The sequence below is a fragment of the Shinella lacus genome (assembly GCF_010994755.1).
Taxonomy (GTDB): Bacteria; Pseudomonadota; Alphaproteobacteria; order Rhizobiales; family Rhizobiaceae; genus Shinella; species Shinella lacus.
On the sequence record NZ_WHSB02000015.1, the window covers coordinates 69,014 to 87,581 of the forward strand.

The following is an 18,568-nucleotide window of genomic DNA, read 5'->3' on the forward strand; positions in this document are numbered from 1 at the left end:
GGCCGGAAGGTCCAAGGGTTGTAAGGCCGGGGCTGAAATGCTAGATGGCCTGACTTTCCAGAGTCCCCGAGGATCTTTCCATGACCGACGCAGCAACCGAGAACAACGCCGCGAGCCCCTCGCTCAACATCCTGGCGCAGTATGTGAAGGACTTCTCCTTCGAAAACCCCGGTGCACCGCGGTCGCTCCAGGCCCGTGACAAGGCCCCGGCGATCAATATCAGCGTCAACGTCAATGCCAACCCGATGTCGGAAACGGACTTCGACGTTATCCTCTCGCTGAACGCAGAGGCCAAGGACGGCGACAAGATGCTGTTCAACGCCGAGCTTGCCTATGGCGGCGTCTTCCGCGTCACCGGCTTCCCGCAGGAACACATGCTGCCGGTGCTCTTCATCGAGTGCCCGCGCCTGCTCTTCCCCTTCGCCCGCCAGATCATCTCCGACGCGACCCGCAATGGCGGCTTCCCGCCGCTGATGATCGACCCGATCGATTTCGCCCAGATGTTCACCCAGCGCATGGCCGAAGAACAGGTCAAGGCGAAGGTCCAGGCCAACTAAGGCCCCATCGACTTCAAAGGAAAAACCCCCGGCTACCCAGTGGCCGGGGGTTTTTCTTTGCCGAGTTTCTTTTGATTCGTTTGGCGTCAGGCTTCGTATTTCGCCCAGATCGCCTTGTCGCGCATCGTGGCGACCATGGCCGCATGGGCGGCGCGCTCTTCCTCGGTCAACCTTGGGGCCAGCGGCTTCGGCCGCACGCCGAGCGGCTGGATGACCTCGTCTTCCGTCTCGACCAGCGTCTTGCGGCCGCTTTCCGCCGAGCCGAGGCCAAGGGCCGCCTGCCGGCCGCCGATCATCTCGATATAGACTTCGGCGAGCAGTTCGGAGTCGAGCAGCGCGCCGTGCCGCGTGCGGTGCGAATTGTCGATGCCGTAGCGCCGGCAGAGCGCATCGAGCGAGTTCGGCCCCATCGGGTGTTTCCGGCGCGCCAGCGCCAGCGTGTCAGTCACCCGCTCCTGCAGGATCGGCGGCCGGCCGAGGCGGTCGAGCTCGGCATTGATGAAGCCCATGTCGAAGTTGGCATTGTGCGCCACCCAGCGCGCCTCGCCGAAGAAGTCCAGGATCGCATCCACCACGTCCGCGAAGACCGGCTTGTCCTTCAGCGACTCGTCCGTGATGCCGTGCACCGCCAGCGCATCGGGATGCACCTTGCGATCGCCGGGATTGATATAGAGGTGCAGGGTCTTGCCGGTCGGAAAATGGTTTTCCAGCTCCACGCCGCCGATTTCGATGACGCGGTCGAGCTTGCTGTCGAGGCCGGTCGTTTCCGTATCGAAGATGATCTCGCGCATCAGTCCCGTCGTCCCTTCAAGGTGTTGATTACCTCTTCCACCTGTTTGCGCGCCGCTTCAAGCCCCTCGTCCGTATGGATGAGGAAATCGGCGCGCCGGCGCTTTTCCGCATCCGGCATCTGCCGCGACAGGATGAGCGCGAACTTTTCCTCCGTCATGCCGGGGCGTGCGAGCACGCGCTGGCGCTGGGTCGCCGGATCGCAGGTCACGACGACGACCTTGTAGACCCGCGCCTCGCCGCCCGTTTCGTAGAGCAGCGGAATATCGAGCAGGACGAGCGCCGAACCCTTCTGCCCCTCGGCATCGACAAAGGCCTTCTCCCGCGCCCGCACCAGCGGATGGATGATCGCTTCCAACTCGCGGAACCGTTCGGGGGATTGCGCCAGAACCGCAGAAAGCGCCTTGCGGTCGATGACACCATCCTTCAGCGCTTCCGGAAAACGCGCTGCGACGGGGGCCACGGCCTCGCTTCGATAAAGGTCGTGCACCGTCGCATCCGCATCGTGCACCGGCACGCCGAAATCATGGAACATCGCCGCGGTCGTCGACTTGCCCGTGCCGATCGATCCTGTAAGGCCGAGCACGATCATGCATGCGTCTCCATGTCGGCAAGGATCAGCCGGCGCAGCGCTGCATCGACGACCGGCCGCGTGCCGAACCATTTTTCAAAGCCGGGCGCCGCCTGGTGCAGCAGCATGCCGAGACCATCCACCGTGGCAAAACCCTGCTCCGCCGCCTGCCGAAGGATCGGCGTGATCAGGGGAACATAGACGATATCCGTCACCACTGCCCCGACCGCCAGCGGCGAGAAGTCGAAATCCGGCGCCGCCTCGCCATCCATGCCGAGCGAGGTCGTGTTGACGAAGAGCCCGGCGCCCTTCGAAACCTCGGCCAAAGCCGGCATGGCATGGGCATGCACCTTCGGCCCGAAACGGGCGGCCAGCTCCTCAGCGCGCTCGACGGTGCGGTTCACCACATGGATTTCGCCCACACCCCGGTCACGCACCGCCTGGATGATCGCCCGGCTGGCGCCGCCCGCTCCCAGAATGACGGCCCGGTCCGTCCTGTCCCAACCCGGCGCTGTCGCATCGAGATTGGCGAGGAAACCAAAGCCGTCCGTGTTGGTGGCATGAAGCGCGCCCTCCTCCAGCCACAGCGTGTTCGAGGCGCCGAGTTCCTCGCTCAGCGCATCCGGTTTGTCGGCGAGACGAAACGCCAGCTCCTTGTGCGGGATGGTCACATTACCGCCGACGAAGCCGGATTCACCGCTTTTCAATCGGGATAGGAAGCCGGCGAAATCCTCCGGCTTGACTTCCTGCCGCTTATAAGAGCCCGCCAAACCCAGCGTTTCCAGCCAATAACCGTGGATCAGCGGCGAGCGGGAATGTTTGACCGGGTAGCCGGTGACGAAGGCCTGGCGGCCGAATGTTTCACGTGAATCATGCATCGATGGCACCGAGTTCGCGAAGTTTAGCCAGCAACGGAAGCAGCGGCAGGCCGAGAATGGTAAAATAATCGCCGTCGATCCGCTCGAAAAGCTGCACGCCCTCCCCTTCGAGCTGGTAGGCGCCGACGCTTGCCAGCACCCGCTCGCCGACCCGCGCAAGATGGCGATCGATGAAAGACGCCGACAGCGGGCGCATGGTGAGATGCGCGATGGAGACATGGCTCCAGAGGGTTTGACCGTCCCGCACCAGCGCGATGCCGCAGTTCAGCGCATGGGTGCGCCCGGACATCGCCGTCAGATGCGACTTCGCCTCGGCCATGTCCGCCGGCTTGTGAAACACCCGGCCATCGAGCGACAGCGTCTGGTCCGAACCGATGACGAGAGCGCCCGGACAGCGGCGCGCGACATCCTGCGCCTTTTCGATCGCCAGCGCCTCGGCCACCTGGGGCGGCGTCGGATTGCGCCCGGCGAGTGCGGCTTCCACCGCGCGCTCGTCGATCTCGGCCGCCCGCGTGTCGAAGGCCAGCCCGGCATTTTCCATCAGCATGCGCCGGAAGGGACTTTGCGAAGCGAGGATCAGCGGCGTCATCGAGAGATCTCCATTATGCGCCCCGCGTTAGCGGAGCTTGGGCCGAAGAGCAACGATGGCCGCCGCGGTTTCCTCGATCGAGCGGCGCGTGACATCGATGATCGGCCAGTTGTGGCGCGTGCAGAGCGCGCGGGCAAATTTCAGCTCTTCGGAAATCTGTGCCCGGTCGACATAATCCTCGCCACGAAAGCCCTGTGCCTGTCCGAGCACCCGGTTCTGCCGCACCTGGGAAATCCGGTCCGTCGTGGCGATCAGGCCGACGATCAAGGGCTTCGTCGCGCTCGACAGCCGGTCGGGCAGCGGCACGCCCAGCACGATCGGCACATTCGCCGTCTTGATGCCGCGGTTGGCGAGATAGATGCTCGTCGGTGTCTTCGACGTCCGGCTGATGCCGACAAGAATGACATCCGCCTCGTCCAGATCGGCCGGCAATTGCCCGTCGTCATGGTCCATCGTGAAATTCAGCGCATCGATGCGCGCGAAATAATCCGCATCCATCACATGCTGCGCACCCACTCGGCGGCGCGACGGCGCACCGAGATAGGACTGGAACAGATCGATTACCGGTTCGAGCACGGAAACGCAGGGCACGCCCATCTCGCGGCAGCGCTGGTCGATGATCTGCGACAGGTCCCGGTCGACGATCGTATAGAGCACGATACCCGGCGCACCATCGATGGCATCGAGCACGGGCATCAGCTGCTTGCGGTTGCGGATCAGCGGATAGACATGTTCCAGCGCCTGCGAGGACTGGAACTGCGCCGCCACGGCGCGGCCGGCCGCAATGAGAGTCTCGCCCGTCGAGTCCGAAATCAGGTGGAGATGGAAGTAGTTTTTGGTGCTTTCCACAATATCCTCCGCCCCCTGTTGATGAACCGGGACAGCCACGAGCTAAGAACGGGAGGGGTCCGGAGGCAAGAGGACAAGTGCCGATTTATCCACAAATGGCGCAAAGCGGGAGAGGGATCGGGCGGCCATGTGGATAAGACTCACCGACGGGCAAAGTGTCGCGCTTCTCCACACCTCATCCACAGGAAGGCTTTTTTGAGCGCCGCCGGATCGTTTTGATTCCATGGATGGAATCCGGTTTTCCCTGTTTTGCTGCCGAAAACATCACACAGCCACGAACTTTTCCGGTGCCTGTGTGCGGAAGCCGGCTTCCTGTGGAGAGGATTTAATCCTTGATAGTCACCGACTCTAAGAAATAGAAACCTTCTTAAAAGAGATTATTTCTTTATTGGGAGAACCCTGCGGTGTCAGTGAAAAGCCGGAAGATCGTCGATGTGCTGAATGGCAAGACGGTCTCTCCCCCTCCCCTCTGGCTGATGCGCCAGGCTGGGCGTTACCTGCCGGAATATCGGGAAGTGCGTGCACGAGCAGGGAGTTTCCTCGATCTCTGTTATTCGCCGGAGCTGGCAACGGAGGTGACGCTCCAGCCGATCCGGCGCTACGGCTTCGATGCGGCAATCCTGTTTTCCGATATCCTCGTCATTCCCGATGCATTGAAGCGCAACGTGCGCTTCGAAGAGGGTCATGGCCCGCGGCTCGATCCGATCGACGTCGACGGCATCCTGGCCCTGAAGGGCGACACTGTCGCAAACCACCTGCAGCCCGTCATGGAGGCGGTCTCTCGCATCCGCCGGACCCTCCCCGAGGAAACGGCGCTGCTCGGCTTCTGCGGCGCCCCCTGGACCGTTGCGACCTACATGATCGCCGGTCACGGCACACCCGATCAGGCGCCGGCCCGGCTTTTCGCCTATCGCGAGCCGCGCGCCTTTGCACACCTGCTCGACGTGCTCGCAGAACTCTCGGCCCATTATCTGGTTGCGCAGATCGACGCAGGTGCCGATGCGGTGCAGATCTTCGATTCCTGGGCCGGCGTTCTCGGCGAGCGGGAATTCGCCGATTTCGCCGTGCGCCCGGTGCAGCGGATCATCGCTTCGGTCAAAGCCCGCCGCCCACAGGCCAAGATCATCGCGTTTGCCAAGGGCGCCGGCCTGCTCCTGAAATCCTACCGTCAGCAGACCGGTGCTGATGCCATCGGCCTCGACTGGTCGGTGCCGCTTTCCGTCGCCGCCGAATTGCAGAAGGATGGCCCCATCCAGGGCAATCTCGATCCGATGCGGGTCGTCGCCGGCGGTGCGGCGCTCGACGACGGCATCGACGCCATCCTGCAAGCCCTCGGCAACGGCCCGCTGATCTTCAATCTCGGCCATGGCATTACGCCGCAGGCCGATCCGGAAAACGTCGCCCGCCTCGTGGCGCGGGTGCGTGGAGAAGCCCGGTGAGCGAGAAGCAGACGGGCGAAAGTGCGGGGCGCCGCGCGCGGCTGCGCGCCGCCGTCGCGCTGACGCTTTTCGCCCTGCTGGCGGCCGTCCTGATTGCCTATCCGCCGGATGACCTCTACCTGTGGATCAAGGCGTTGCACATCATCGCCGTCATCTCCTGGATGTCGGGCCTGCTCTACCTGCCGCGCCTCTTCGTCTACCACACCGATGCGCCTGTCGGTTCCGCCCAGTCGGAAACCTTCAAGGTGATGGAACAGCGGCTCTACCGGGTCATCATGCAGCCGGCGATGGGCCTTGCCTGGCTGCTCGGCCTCTACCTCGCCTGGTCGGTTTACGGTTTCCAGGGCGGCTGGCTGCATGCCAAGCTCGCATTCGTCGTGCTCCTGACGGGCGTCCACCACTATTACGGCCGCGCCGTAAAGGCCTTCGCCGAGGACCGCAACACCAAGACCGGCCGGCAGTGGCGGTTCTGGAACGAGGCGCCGGCGCTCTTGATGATCCTCATCGTCGTGCTGGTTGTCGTCAAACCGTTCTGAGGCCGTCTGCAACAAAACCGACGAAATTCCCAAGCCCCCTTGCGAGCATCGACCGGAACAGCTATTTTCCGCGCATCTCATCTCTCGTGGCATGTGACTTCGTTCAGTGGACTGCACCGGACCCCGCGCAGTTCGTCCTTGACCCGCACGCCTTTTCCCATCCCGACGACCACCAGCATGGACCATTCATGGCCGAAATGAAGCTACAAGACCTCAAGAACAAGACTCCGACCGATCTCCTCGCCTTTGCCGAATCGCTTGAGGTCGAAAACGCGAGCACGATGCGCAAACAGGAACTGATGTTTGCCATCCTGAAGATGCTGGCCGAGCAAGAGGTCGAAATCATCGGCGAAGGCGTCGTCGAAGTGCTGCAGGACGGCTTCGGCTTCCTGCGCTCCGCCAATGCGAACTACCTGCCGGGTCCGGACGATATCTACATCTCGCCCTCCCAGATCCGCCGCTTCTCGCTGAAGACCGGGGATACGGTCGAAGGCCCAATCCGCGGCCCCAAGGAAGGCGAACGTTATTTCGCGCTCCTCAAGGTCAACACGATCAATTTCGACGATCCGGAAAAGATCCGTCACAAGGTCCATTTCGACAACCTGACGCCGCTCTACCCGAACGAGCGCTTCAAGATGGAACTCGAAATCCCGACCTCGAAGGACCTGTCGCCGCGCGTCATCGATCTCGTGGCACCACTCGGCAAGGGCCAGCGCGGCCTGATCGTCGCGCCGCCGCGCACGGGTAAGACGGTTCTCCTGCAGAACATCGCCCATTCGATTACGGCGAACCATCCGGAATGTTATCTCATCGTGCTGCTCATCGACGAGCGGCCGGAAGAAGTGACGGACATGCAGCGCTCGGTGAAGGGCGAGGTCGTTTCCTCGACCTTCGACGAACCGGCGACACGTCACGTCCAGGTCGCCGAAATGGTCATCGAGAAGGCAAAGCGCCTTGTCGAACACGGCCGCGACGTCGTCATCCTGCTCGATTCGATCACCCGCCTCGGCCGCGCCTACAACACGGTCGTGCCGTCGTCCGGCAAGGTCCTGACCGGTGGTGTCGACGCCAACGCCCTGCAACGCCCGAAGCGCTTCTTCGGTGCCGCCCGTAACATCGAGGAAGGCGGCTCGCTGACGATCATCGCGACCGCACTGATCGACACCGGCAGCCGCATGGACGAAGTGATCTTCGAAGAGTTCAAGGGCACCGGCAACTCGGAGATCGTGCTGGACCGCAAGGTCGCTGACAAGCGCATCTTCCCGGCAATGGACATTCTCAAGTCCGGCACCCGCAAGGAAGACCTGCTGGTTCCGCGCCAGGACCTCCAGAAGATTTTCGTTCTCCGCCGTATCCTGTCCCCCATGGGCACCACGGATGCGATCGAGTTCCTGATCGACAAGTTGAAGCAGACGAAGAGCAACGGCGATTTCTTCGACTCGATGAACACCTAATTCGGTCTTCATCTTTGCTTAACCGCATGGTCCCGTTGCAAGACGGGACCATTTTCGTTTCACGAGAGAAAATCGATTCTTTACCGAAACAGAAGAATCGATTCGTACCCGGAATGTTGAAGATATGAACACCTCCGATACGATCTTCGCTTTGTCGAGCGGTGGCTTGCCCTCCGGCGTTGCCGTGATCCGCCTCAGCGGCCCCGCGAGTGGCCAGGCAATCCAGTCTCTTTGTGGACGTGTTCCGCCCGAGCGGCGCGCGTCATTACAATCGATTCGGGACCGCAACGGCGAAAAACTCGACGATGGCCTCATCCTGTTTTTTCCCGCACCCAATTCCTTTACCGGGGAAGATTGCGCCGAGCTTCAGATTCACGGCGGAAGAGCGACGGTAAAAGCCGTTCTGGCAGCTTTGGAGGACATGGAAGGCCTACGGGCCGCCGAAGCCGGTGAATTCTCCCGCCGGGCGTTCTTGAATGGCCGCATGGACCTGGTCGAGGTCGAGGGCCTCGCCGACCTGATCGCCGCCGAAACCGAAATGCAACGTCGCCTTGCAGCCGAACAAGCCTCTGGTGGTCTCTCCAAACTCTACGATTCGTGGGCGAAACGTTTGACGCATGCCCGCGCGATGATCGAAGCCGAATTGGATTTCGCTGACGAGGACGACATCCCCGGCTCTGTCGCAAGCCAGATCTGGCACGACATGCAGAAACTCGATCAAGAAATCCTCAACCATATCGCCGAAGCACGTACTGGAGAAATCGTGCGAGACGGACTGAAAGTCGTCATCGTCGGCGAGCCCAATGCGGGAAAGTCGAGCCTGCTGAACTACCTGGCAAAACGCGACGTCGCGATTGTCACTGACGTACCGGGAACCACACGTGACGTCCTGCACGCCGATCTCGATCTTGCAGGCTTTGCCGTACGACTCTACGACACCGCCGGCCTGCGAAAAACCGATGACATTGTGGAACGAGAAGGCATTCGTCGGACGCAGAGTTCGATGGCCGAAGCTCATCTGGTCCTTCTACTTTCTGCGGCGCACAAACCGGATTGGCATGAATTTGTACAAGGCTACGAAGTCCCCGTTCTCCGCGTCCAAACAAAGGCTGATTCACGAGATGCATCTTGGCCAAAATCCGATGCCGATGTTATTATCTCAGCACGAACGGGTGAAGGCATACCAGAACTGCTGGATCTCCTCAGCCTGCATCTGCCAGATCTCGAGGCCGGCGGTGCCCTAGCGCTTCCAACCCGACAGAGGCACGCGCTAAACCTCACCATGGCTCGGGAACAGATACTACTTGCTTTGGGGTCTGCGGAATCGGGCTTGGACGTGCAAGCGGAGTATCTCCGCTTGGCAGGACAAGCTCTCGGCCGCGTAACAGGACGCGTCGATGTAGAAAATCTACTCGACGTCATCTTCTCAGAATTTTGCATAGGCAAATGATTCACGTGAAACAGCACAACGTACACGAGTCGCTTTGAGCGTTTCACGTGAAACAGGTAGGTCCAACATGACGATGATAAAGAACTATGATGTTGTCGTGGTCGGCGGCGGTCATGCAGGCGTCGAAGCTGCCGCAGCGGCTGCCCGCGCCGGCGCCAAGACGGCTTTGGTCACACACAAAGCGGCGACGATTGGCGTCATGTCCTGCAACCCGGCGATCGGTGGTCTCGGAAAGGGCCACCTCGTTCGCGAGGTGGATGCCCTCGATGGCCTGATGGGACGAGTGGCGGATCGCTCCGGCATCCAGTTTCGCTTGCTAAACCGCCGAAAAGGCCCGGCAGTCCGTGGTCCCCGAACCCAGGCCGACCGAAAGCTTTACCGCGAAGCGATGCAAGCCGAAATCGCGGCGATATCTGGCCTGGATGTGATCGAAGGTGATGCCTTCGATCTCGAAATCAAGGATGGCACGATTGGTGCCGTTGTGATGAAGGACGGCCGGCGTCTCGGCTGTGGAGCCGTTGTGATCACCACTGGCACCTTCTTGCGGGGCCTCATTCATATCGGCAACGAAAAGATTCCCGCCGGCCGCGTGGGCGAAGAGCCGTCACTTGGGCTCTCGGCAACATTTGAACGTTTCGGCTTCAAATTGGCACGTCTAAAGACCGGCACGCCGGCACGCCTCGATGGCCGCACCATTGATTGGAATGCCGTAGGGCGCCAGGCGGCGGACGAAGATCCTGTGCCGTTCTCCTTCATGACGGATCGTATTACCACGCCGCAGATCGAATGCGGCGTGACGAGAACGACGCCAGCAACTCACCGCATTATCGAGGAAAACATCGGCAAATCCGCCATGTATTCCGGCCAAATCGAAGGCGTCGGTCCCCGCTACTGCCCGTCGATCGAAGACAAGATTGTCAAGTTCGGCGAGCGCGATGGCCACCAAATTTTCCTGGAGCCCGAAGGTCTCGACGACGACACCGTCTATCCCAATGGCATTTCGACTTCCCTTCCCGCTGACGTGCAGGATGCGTTCATTCGCACAATCCCGGGCCTGGAGCGGGTCACGATACTGCAGCCGGGTTACGCGATTGAATATGATCATGTCGACCCGCGTGAATTGTCGGCCACGCTGGAAGCCAAGCGGCAACCCGGTCTCTTTCTCGCAGGTCAGATCAATGGCACGACCGGTTACGAGGAAGCTGCGGCGCAGGGGCTCGTCGCCGGCTTGAATGCTGCGCGACGCGCGTCGGGTGCGGAGGGCCATATCTTCAGCCGAACGGAAAGTTATATCGGTGTCATGCTCGACGATCTCACCTCGCGCGGTGTGACCGAGCCCTACCGCATGTTCACCTCGCGCGCAGAATATCGTCTTTCTTTGCGCGCCGATAACGCGGATGTCCGTCTGACTCCCGTCGGTTTGAATTTGGGCATCGTGGGCACCGAAAGAGAGCAATGCTTTAGCCAATGGTCCGAGGACATGGGATTAGCCCGCGCGCAGCTCCACGATCTCAAATTGTCGCCGAATGAGGCGGCGAGTCACGGCTTGAAGATCAATCAGGATGGTGTGCGGCGAAACGCCTATGAACTGCTCGCTTATCCCGACATCGATTACGCGCGGCTCACTGCGGTGTGGTCCGATCTTGGGCGCTTCTCGCCGCGCGTTCGTGACGCCATCGAGATCGAAGCGGCCTATGCCGTCTACATGAATCGTCAGGAAACGGATATTGCAGAGGCGCGGCGTGAGGAAGGGCGGGGAATTCCGGACGATTTCGATTTCAGCACCTTGCCTGGTCTTTCCATCGAACTGCGGCAGAAGCTGGCGGCGGCGAAGCCGTCGAATCTCGCTCAGGCCGCACGTGTTGACGGCATGACGCCCGCAGGGCTTACCCTCTTGCTCGCCTATCTGAAGCGCTTACCTGTTCCTGTGCAGCGAGCTGCACAGCTATGAATCACCTACCGCCGGAACTGAATGGTCTGAATGTTTCACGTGAAACTGTGGATAGGCTGAATGCCTTTGTTGTGCTTTTCCAAAAATGGGCGAAGGCCATCAATCTAGTTGCGCCATCCACGCTTTCAGAGGTGTGGAGCCGCCATATTGTCGATAGCCTACAGATCTATTCGCTTTACCCAGGTCCGCGAACCTGGGTCGACCTTGGGAGTGGCGGGGGCTTTCCGGGGATCGTTACCGGCATTCTGCTCGTTGGCTCAGGGGATGGCTGGGTTCATCTTGTCGAGAGCAACAACAAGAAGGCAGCGTTCTTGCGCACCGCCATTCTGGAAACCGGCGCCCGCGCATCTGTCCATGCAATTCGAATCGAGGATGCGCCGGCGGCGATTGCGCATTGCGATGCCATATCTGCCCGTGCTCTCGCCGATCTCGACCTGCTGATGGATTTCGGGCTCCCGTGGGCGGAGCGGAATGCCGATTTGCGGTTTTTTCTTCACAAAGGCCGGGATTACCAGCGGGAGATCGATAAAGCGCTTGGTCGGTGGAGATTCGATCTGGTAAAACATGCCAGCATTGTCGAGCCGGATTCCGTTGTGCTCGAACTTTCGAAGCTCTCGCGAACAATTTAGTGATCGGCGGATGTCCATGGCAGGCGAAAAGAACCGAATCATTACCATTGCAAACCAGAAAGGCGGCGTCGGCAAAACGACGACCGCGATCAATCTGGCGACCGCGCTTGCCGCGATTGGCGAGCGCGTACTGATCGTCGATCTGGATCCCCAGGGCAATGCCAGCACCGGTCTCGGTATCGATCGCCGAAACCGTGAGTTTTCGTCGTATGATCTGCTGATCGGCAGCCACGGTGTGGCCGAGACAGTGTTGCAGACGGCCGTGCCGAACCTCTCGATTATCCCTTCGACCATGGACCTGCTCGGGGTCGAAATGGAGATCGCGCAGCAGAATGACCGCGTATTCCGTCTGAAGCGTGCTTTGGCCTCCGACGAGGCAGTGTCTTACTCTTACGTGCTCGTCGATTGCCCTCCGTCCTTCAATCTCCTGACGATGAACGCTCTCGCTGCCGCGCATTCCGTTTTGGTGCCGCTGCAATGCGAGTTTTTTGCCCTGGAGGGTCTCAGCCAGCTGCTTGAGACGGTGGATCAGGTACGCCGCACGATCAATCCGCGCCTGGATATACAGGGCATCGTGCTCACCATGTTCGACTCGCGCAACAATCTGGCGCAGCAGGTCGTCAACGACGTGCGCACGCATCTTGGCGAAAAGGTCTATCATACGCTCATTCCGCGGAATGTGCGGGTTTCCGAGGCGCCTTCCTATGGCAAGCCGGCGATCCTCTATGACCTCAAATGCGCCGGAAGCCAGGCCTATCTTCAGCTTGCTTCCGAGGTGATCCAGCGTGAGAGGCAGCGTAAGGCGGCCTGAATTCAGTATTCGTGAGTAGAACCGATGAATGATGACAACTCAAAGCGGCGTCTCGGCCGCGGCCTCGCAGCCCTGATCGGTGAAATGGACCAGCTTCCGGCCGCCGATGTCGGCGCGCGCCCGGCGCTCAATCCGGACCGGGAAGTGCCGATTGAATTCGTCGGCCGCAACCCGCGCAACCCGCGGCGGTATTTCGACGAGTCGGAGCTGCAGGACCTGGCTTCGTCCATTCGGCAGCACGGTATCGTGCAGCCGGTCGTCGTGCGCACCATTGCAGACAATCGTTTCGAGATCATCGCCGGGGAACGGCGCTGGCGGGCGGCTCAGCTCGCTGGGCTGATCGAGATCCCGGTCATCATTCGTGACGTGGACGACCGTACGGCGCTGGAAATCGCCATCGTGGAGAACGTTCAGCGTTCGGACCTCAACCCGCTGGAAGAGGCGATGGGCTATGAGCTTCTGATTGCCGACCACGGTTACACGCAGAACGATCTCGGCGAAATCATCGGCAAGAGTCGCAGCCACGTGGCAAACAGCCTTCGCCTGCTGAAGCTGCCGGAGCCGGTGCGTGAAATGCTTGCCTCCGGCACGCTTTCCGCCGGCCATGCACGCGCGCTCATCCCGACGTCCGATCCGATTGCGCTGGCCAAGGCGGTTGTCGCGAAGGGCATGTCGGTGCGCGATGCGGAGCGGCTTGCCCAAAACGATATCAAGGCACAGACCGATCCGAACCACGGCCAGACGGCGCGCAAGGACGAGAAGGATGCTGATACGCTGGCGCTGGAGCGCACGTTGTCGGATGTTCTTGGTCTCGACGTATCCGTGAACCACAAGGGCAGCGGTGGCCATCTGCGTATCGCCTACAAAACGCTGGAGCAGCTTGAGGAAATCTGCCGGCTTCTGGAGCGTCGCTAAAAGTCCTTAGCCGGATTCAGCGCCTGGCCGATTGCAGCACGGTTGCCAGCATGGTTTGCATGGCGATTGTATCTTCCAATGCCGGGCGTTGCCGGCTTTGCAGGATGGCCGCTTGCAGGCGCTGGGTTTCACGTCGAATGGCGGGGCCAGCCCAGGTTTTTAAAGCATTTTCGATGATCGGCTTGCGCCGGAAATGAAGATGGCGGCCGAGCGTCGCCATGGCCTGGGCTGCGGGCGCGCGTTTTTCATCCATTTCGGCACGCATCAGCTCCAGCAGCTGGAATTGCCGGAGGCAGCCTTGCAGGACGAGGAAGATCGGCGTCTTCGAGGAGACGATCTTCTGGATCGCGTGCATGAAACCGTCGCGGTCACCCTTGAGGATCGCGTCTATGGCGTCGTCCGTCGAAATCGCGCTGGCGTCGCCGACAATGTCCTCGACGTCCTGTTCCTCGATCAGCTCTTTGCCGCGGCAATAGAGGGCGAGCTTGCGGACTTCGTTGCGGGAGGCGAGCCGATCGCCGCCGATCGTCTCCACCAGGCGTTCCCGGGCAGCGGGGGAGATCCGCAGGCCTTCGGTGGCGAGTTCCTGGTCGATGAGGGCCTGCAAGGCGCGTCCGTCGTCAGCGTAACAGGCGATGGCGGCGGCCTGGCTGCTCGTTTCGGCCGCCTTGCGTAGCGCAGCGCCCTTCTTCAGGTCGCCGGCTTCGATGACGAGCGTGGAAGGGCCGGCGGGCATGCTTGCCAGGATTTCGAGCGCGTCGGCGAGGCCTTTTTCGCTGCCGGCATTGCGGATCCAGACGAGGCGATCGCCGCCGAAGAGGCCGATGGCGTTCATCTCATCGATAAGGCGGCCGGGCTGGTTGCCGATTTCGCCGGCGTCGAGTTTCACGACGGAGAAAGCATCGGCCAGATCAACGCCGCTGTTGGCGGCGAGTGCCGCGGCCCGTTCGGAAACCAGGCCGCGATCGGGGCCGTAGATGAGGAAGAGCCGTACGGGCAGCGGCTTCCGCTTCAGGAAACCATCGAATTCGTGCGACTTGACCTCTGCCATAGCCGGCTCAGCGACGGCCGAGAGCGGCGGCGACGTCTGCGCGGATCAGCTCTGCCAGCTCGCGTGCGGCGCGGTTTTCCGCATCTCGCACGGCGCGCAGCTTTGCGAATTCCTGTACCGGGAAATCGACCAGCGCGACGGACGAGCGTTTGCCGGAGGCCAGCGTTTCGCCGGAGTCGGTCTTCACGAGGTTATAGTCTGCCGCGACGACGATGCGGCCGGCGCGGGGAATATCGTCGGCAACGTCGATGAGCACGCCAATGTTGCGCACGGTGACGTTCATTTCGAGGTGATAGGTCGCGTTCTGCGGCTCGCCGGCACCACCGGCGAGGAGGAAGATCAGGTCGTTGCGAACCTTCTGTTCCACGCGGTCATTCGCTTCCGAAATGGACACGGAGGCGAGCTTGCCTTCCGTGCCGCTTCCCGTGGAATAGAGTGGGCGCACCTGGCAGCCGGCGAGCGCGCCGAGGATGGCGAGGCCGGCAAGCGCCTTGGCAAACCGCGAGAGGCCGGTTCCGTCAGACAACAACATTCACGATCCTCTGCGGTACGACGATAATCTTCTTGGGGCGTTGGCCGGCGAGCGCGGCCTGGACGGCTTCGAGCGCCAGCACGGCCGCTTCGACCGCACTCTGGTCCGCATCGCGGGCGATTGTCAAATCCGCGCGCTTCTTGCCGTTGATCTGCACCGGCAGCGTGACCTCGTTGTCGGCCACCAGGCTGTCCTGGTAGGCCGGCCAGCCGGACGTGGCGACGAGGCCTGCGCCGCCGATCTCGCGCCAGCACTCTTCGGCGAGATGCGGTGTCATGGGGGCGACGATGCGGATCAGGATGCCGACAGCCTCGCACAGCGCGGACGCGAGCTCGGGCGAGGCCTTGCCGGCAGCGGCGGTTGCCAGCGGTGCTGCAAGCGCGTTGACGAATTCGTAGATGCGCGCGACGGCCTTGTTGAAGGCGAGCTTGTCGTAGTCGGCCTGCACGGCCTTCAGCGTCTTGTGTGCGATCTGCGAGACGGCGAGCGCATCGCCCTCTGTGCCCGGACGGCTTTCGGCGGTTTTCAGGGCGACGGCAGCTTCCGACACCAGGCGCCAGACGCGCTGGACGAAGCGGTGTGCGCCTTCGACGCCGGCTTCCGACCAGATGACGTCGCGGTCCGGCGGGGAATCGGAGAGCACGAAGAAGCGGGCGGTATCGGCGCCGTAGGAGGCGATGATATCGTCCGGGTCGACGACGTTCTTCTTCGACTTCGACATTTTCTCGATCGAGCCGATGGCGATTTCTTCGCCGGATTCGAGGTGCAGGGCGCGGCGCTTGCCGTCCAGTTCCTCGATGCGGATTTCGGCCGGTGTCACCCATTCGCGCTTGGCGCCTTCGCCGCGGCTATAGGTCTCGTGCACAACCATGCCCTGGGTGAAGAGGCCCTTGAAGGGCTCCTTGACGTCGAGATGGCCCGAGACCTGCATGGCGCGGGTGAAGAAGCGCGAATAGAGCAGGTGCAGGATCGCGTGCTCGATGCCGCCGATATATTGATCGACCGGCAGCCAGGCGTTGGCGGCGACCGGATCGGTCGGGTCGTTTTCCCAGGGTGCAGTGAAGCGGGCGAAATACCAGGACGAATCGACGAAGGTGTCCATCGTGTCCGTCTCGCGCCGCGCGTCCTTGCCGCAATGCGGGCAGGCGACGTGGCGCCAGGTCGGGTGCCGGTCGAGCGGGTTGCCGGGCTTGTCGAAGGTGACGTCGTCCGGCAGCTTTACCGGCAGGTCGGCCTTCGGCACGGGAACCACGCCGCAATCGTCGCAATGGATGACCGGGATCGGGCAGCCCCAGTAGCGCTGGCGCGAAATGCCCCAGTCGCGCAGGCGGAAATTCACCTTGCGCTCGCCCTGCGGCGCATTGCCGAGGGTCGCGGCCGACAGGCGGTTCGCCACGGTCTCGAAGGCATCTTCGGTGCTCAGACCATCGAGGAAGCGGGAATTGATCATCACGCCATCGCCGACATAGGCCTCGTCGCCGATCGCGAAGGTCGCAGCGTCGGCGTCCTTCGGCATGACGACGGGCACGACCGGCAGGTCGTATTTGTGGGCGAAGTCGAGGTCGCGCTGGTCGCCGGAGGGGCAGCCGAAGATGGCGCCCGTGCCGTAATCCATCAGCACGAAGTTCGCGACATAGACCGGCAATTCCCAGCTCGCGTCGAAGGGATGGCGAACGCGGATGCCCGTGTCCATGCCCTTCTTCTCGGCGGTTTCAAGGGCAGCCAGCGAGGTGCCGGCGCGGCGGCACTCCTCGCAGAAGGCCATGATCTCGGGATTCTGCGCGGCAGCATCCTTGGCCAGCGGATGGTCGGCGGAAATCGCCAGGAACGAGGCGCCGAACAGCGTGTCGGGACGCGTCGTGTAGACGGTGACGTCCTTTTCGCCCGTGAGGCCGGCGCTTTCGGCGATTTCCCAGCGGATCAGCATGCCTTCCGAGCGGCCGATCCAGTTCTTCTGCATCAGCCGGACCTTTTCCGGCCACTGGTCGAGCGTGTCCAGCGAATCGAGCAGGTCCTGGCTGAAATCCGTGATGCGGAAGAACCACTGGGTGAGTTCCCGCTGTTCGACCAGCGCGCCGGACCGCCAGCCGCGGCCGTCGATCACCTGTTCGTTGGCCAGAACCGTGTGGTCGACCGGGTCCCAGTTCACCTTGGACTGCTTGCGGTAGACCAGGCCCTTTTCCAGGAAATCCAGGAAGAGGTGCTGCTGGCGCTGGTAATATTCGACGTCGCAGGTGGCGAATTCACGCGACCAGTCTAGCGACAGGCCCATGGATTTCAGCTGTCCGCGCATCGTCGCGATGTTTTCGTAGGTCCAGCCCTTGGGGTGGACCTTGTTCTGCATGGCGGCGTTTTCGGCGGGCATGCCGAAAGCGTCCCAGCCCATCGGGTGCAGCACGTTGAAGCCGCGCGCACGCTTGTAGCGGGCAACCACGTCGCCCATGGCATAGTTGCGCACATGGCCCATATGGATGCGGCCCGACGGATAGGGGAACATCTCAAGCACGTAGTACTTTTCGCGCGGATCGTCGTTCTTGGTCAGAAAGACGTTTTCTTCGTTCCATTTTGCCTGCCAGCGGGGTTCGGCATCGCGCGGATTGTAACGTTCGGTGGCCATGTCTTTGATGTTCCGGAAGTCTTTTGGGAGTCTTGGAGGGCGGTTCGCCCATGCGAATATAGTGGCGAGACCTTCATCATGAAACCGCCGAAGCGTCAAGTTTTGTGGGCTCCGCGGGGCTGTGTCGCATCGCCCGCGGCTTGGCAAGCGGCGCCATTTTGGCTAGGTCCGGAGCATGATGCCGAAGGGAGAATGACCATGGACCTGCAGGACCGTCTCGAAGACGTTCGCAACCGGATGCGCAAGGCCGCCAGCGAGGCCGGCCGGGAGCCGCAGGCGGTGACGCTGGTCGCGGTCTCGAAGACCTTTGAGGCGGACGCCATCCGTCCGGCCATTGAGGCTGGCCAGCGGGTTTTTGGCGAGAACCGCGTTCAGGAGGCGGAGGGCAAGTGGCCGGGTCTTCGCGCAGAAACGCCGGATATCGAGCTGCACCTCATCGGCCCGCTGCAATCCAACAAGACGGCCGAGGCCGTGGCATTGTTCGATGTCATCGAGACGGTCGATCGCGAGAAGATTGCGCGCACCATCGCCGCCGAGATGGCGCGGCAGGGGCGCAGCCTGCGGCTCTATGTCCAGGTCAATACGGGCCTTGAGCCGCAGAAAGCCGGCATTGCGCCGGACGATACGGTTGCCTTCGTTGCCCTCTGCCGCGACGAACTCGGCCTTTCGATCGAGGGGCTGATGTGCATTCCGCCGGCGGACGAGTATCCCGGCCCGCATTTTGCGCTGCTGGCGAAACTCGCTGAACGCTGCGGTCTCGAAAAGCTCTCGATGGGCATGTCGGGCGATTACGACGTTGCCATCGGCCTTGGCGCAACCAGCGTGCGCGTCGGCTCGGCGATCTTCGGGACGCGCTGACCGCGTCTCCGGTTTGACGAAGCGCAAGACGGCGGCCCTGCCGTCTCAGGCTTTCGTCTGGCTTTGCGCATCGCCCGCCCTTCCCTATTCTC

Annotated in this window: 18 protein-coding genes; 10 read left to right on the forward strand and 8 right to left on the reverse strand. The window is 62.0% G+C overall.

The window, feature by feature from the left end:
* The first annotated feature begins 80 nt into the window (after positions 1–80).
* Positions 81–557, forward strand: a complete 477-nt coding sequence (gene secB / locus GB927_RS27665; protein ID WP_256120455.1) for a protein-export chaperone SecB — start codon at positions 81–83, stop codon at positions 555–557.
* An 86-nt stretch (positions 558–643) separates the two neighbouring features.
* Here the strand turns inward: secB and dnaQ are convergent, their stop codons facing one another.
* The 5 genes from dnaQ to GB927_RS27690 are packed head-to-tail and all read right to left on the reverse strand — an operon-like array spanning position 644 to position 4,233.
* On the reverse strand, positions 644–1,348 hold the full coding sequence (gene dnaQ / locus GB927_RS27670) for a DNA polymerase III subunit epsilon (protein ID WP_256120456.1): 705 nt from the start codon (positions 1,346–1,348) through the stop codon (positions 644–646).
* Positions 1,348–1,938: a dephospho-CoA kinase gene (gene coaE, locus GB927_RS27675; RefSeq protein ID WP_256120457.1), complete on the reverse strand. Its 591-nt coding sequence runs from the start codon at positions 1,936–1,938 to the stop codon at positions 1,348–1,350. Before coaE ends, dnaQ begins: the two co-directional genes overlap by 1 nt.
* Positions 1,935–2,795 (reverse strand): shikimate dehydrogenase, encoded by an 861-nt coding sequence (locus GB927_RS27680; protein ID WP_256120458.1) that lies wholly within the window; start codon positions 2,793–2,795, stop codon positions 1,935–1,937. The genes coaE and GB927_RS27680 overlap by 4 nt, the downstream gene beginning before the upstream one ends.
* Positions 2,788–3,384 (reverse strand): Maf-like protein, encoded by a 597-nt coding sequence (locus tag GB927_RS27685; protein ID WP_256120459.1) that lies wholly within the window; start codon positions 3,382–3,384, stop codon positions 2,788–2,790. The genes GB927_RS27680 and GB927_RS27685 overlap by 8 nt, the downstream gene beginning before the upstream one ends.
* A gap of 27 nt (positions 3,385–3,411) precedes the next feature.
* Positions 3,412–4,233, reverse strand: a complete 822-nt coding sequence (locus tag GB927_RS27690; RefSeq protein WP_256120460.1) for a pyruvate, water dikinase regulatory protein — start codon at positions 4,231–4,233, stop codon at positions 3,412–3,414.
* A 404-nt stretch (positions 4,234–4,637) separates the two neighbouring features.
* Here GB927_RS27690 and hemE point away from each other — a divergent pair, with 404 nt between their 5' ends.
* The 8 genes from hemE (at position 4,638) to GB927_RS27730 (ending at position 13,418) form a co-directional block, all read left to right on the forward strand.
* On the forward strand, positions 4,638–5,672 hold the full coding sequence (hemE, locus tag GB927_RS27695) for a uroporphyrinogen decarboxylase (RefSeq protein ID WP_256120461.1): 1,035 nt from the start codon (positions 4,638–4,640) through the stop codon (positions 5,670–5,672).
* Positions 5,669–6,208 carry a protoporphyrinogen oxidase HemJ gene (gene hemJ / locus GB927_RS27700; RefSeq protein ID WP_256120462.1) on the forward strand — a complete coding sequence of 180 codons (540 nt, stop codon included), beginning with the start codon at positions 5,669–5,671 and terminating at the stop codon, positions 6,206–6,208. Before hemE ends, hemJ begins: the two co-directional genes overlap by 4 nt.
* Before the next feature lie 188 nt (positions 6,209–6,396).
* On the forward strand, positions 6,397–7,662 hold the full coding sequence (gene rho, locus GB927_RS27705; RefSeq protein WP_256120463.1) for a transcription termination factor Rho: 1,266 nt from the start codon (positions 6,397–6,399) through the stop codon (positions 7,660–7,662).
* A 124-nt stretch (positions 7,663–7,786) separates the two neighbouring features.
* Positions 7,787–9,112 carry a tRNA uridine-5-carboxymethylaminomethyl(34) synthesis GTPase MnmE gene (mnmE, locus tag GB927_RS27710; RefSeq protein WP_256120464.1) on the forward strand — a complete coding sequence of 442 codons (1,326 nt, stop codon included), beginning with the start codon at positions 7,787–7,789 and terminating at the stop codon, positions 9,110–9,112.
* A 73-nt stretch (positions 9,113–9,185) separates the two neighbouring features.
* Positions 9,186–11,063, forward strand: a complete 1,878-nt coding sequence (gene mnmG / locus GB927_RS27715; RefSeq protein ID WP_256120522.1) for a tRNA uridine-5-carboxymethylaminomethyl(34) synthesis enzyme MnmG — start codon at positions 9,186–9,188, stop codon at positions 11,061–11,063.
* The gene (gene rsmG, locus GB927_RS27720; RefSeq protein WP_256120465.1) at positions 11,060–11,692 is read left to right on the forward strand and encodes a 16S rRNA (guanine(527)-N(7))-methyltransferase RsmG; all 633 of its coding nucleotides are present in this window, start codon (positions 11,060–11,062) and stop codon (positions 11,690–11,692) included. Before mnmG ends, rsmG begins: the two co-directional genes overlap by 4 nt.
* A gap of 16 nt (positions 11,693–11,708) precedes the next feature.
* Positions 11,709–12,503 carry a ParA family protein gene (locus GB927_RS27725; RefSeq protein WP_256120466.1) on the forward strand — a complete coding sequence of 265 codons (795 nt, stop codon included), beginning with the start codon at positions 11,709–11,711 and terminating at the stop codon, positions 12,501–12,503.
* A 24-nt stretch (positions 12,504–12,527) separates the two neighbouring features.
* Positions 12,528–13,418, forward strand: coding sequence for a ParB/RepB/Spo0J family partition protein (locus GB927_RS27730; RefSeq protein ID WP_256120467.1), 891 nt, complete (start codon positions 12,528–12,530; stop codon positions 13,416–13,418).
* Between the two features lie 16 nt (positions 13,419–13,434).
* Here GB927_RS27730 and holA read toward each other — a convergent pair whose 3' ends face one another.
* Genes holA through leuS form a run of 3 tightly spaced genes read right to left on the reverse strand, consistent with a single transcriptional unit; the run spans position 13,435 to position 17,618 of the window.
* The gene (gene holA, locus GB927_RS27735; protein ID WP_256120468.1) at positions 13,435–14,469 is read right to left on the reverse strand and encodes a DNA polymerase III subunit delta; all 1,035 of its coding nucleotides are present in this window, start codon (positions 14,467–14,469) and stop codon (positions 13,435–13,437) included.
* A gap of 7 nt (positions 14,470–14,476) precedes the next feature.
* Positions 14,477–15,001 carry an LPS assembly lipoprotein LptE gene (gene lptE / locus GB927_RS27740; protein ID WP_256120469.1) on the reverse strand — a complete coding sequence of 175 codons (525 nt, stop codon included), beginning with the start codon at positions 14,999–15,001 and terminating at the stop codon, positions 14,477–14,479.
* Entirely contained in the window at positions 14,988–17,618 is a 2,631-nt protein-coding gene (leuS, locus tag GB927_RS27745) for a leucine--tRNA ligase (protein WP_256120470.1), read from the reverse strand. Before leuS ends, lptE begins: the two co-directional genes overlap by 14 nt.
* A 198-nt stretch (positions 17,619–17,816) precedes the next feature.
* On the opposite strand from leuS, the gene GB927_RS27750 reads away from it, so the two are divergent.
* Positions 17,817–18,476 (forward strand): YggS family pyridoxal phosphate-dependent enzyme, encoded by a 660-nt coding sequence (locus tag GB927_RS27750; protein WP_256120471.1) that lies wholly within the window; start codon positions 17,817–17,819, stop codon positions 18,474–18,476.
* Positions 18,477–18,568 lie beyond the last annotated feature (92 nt).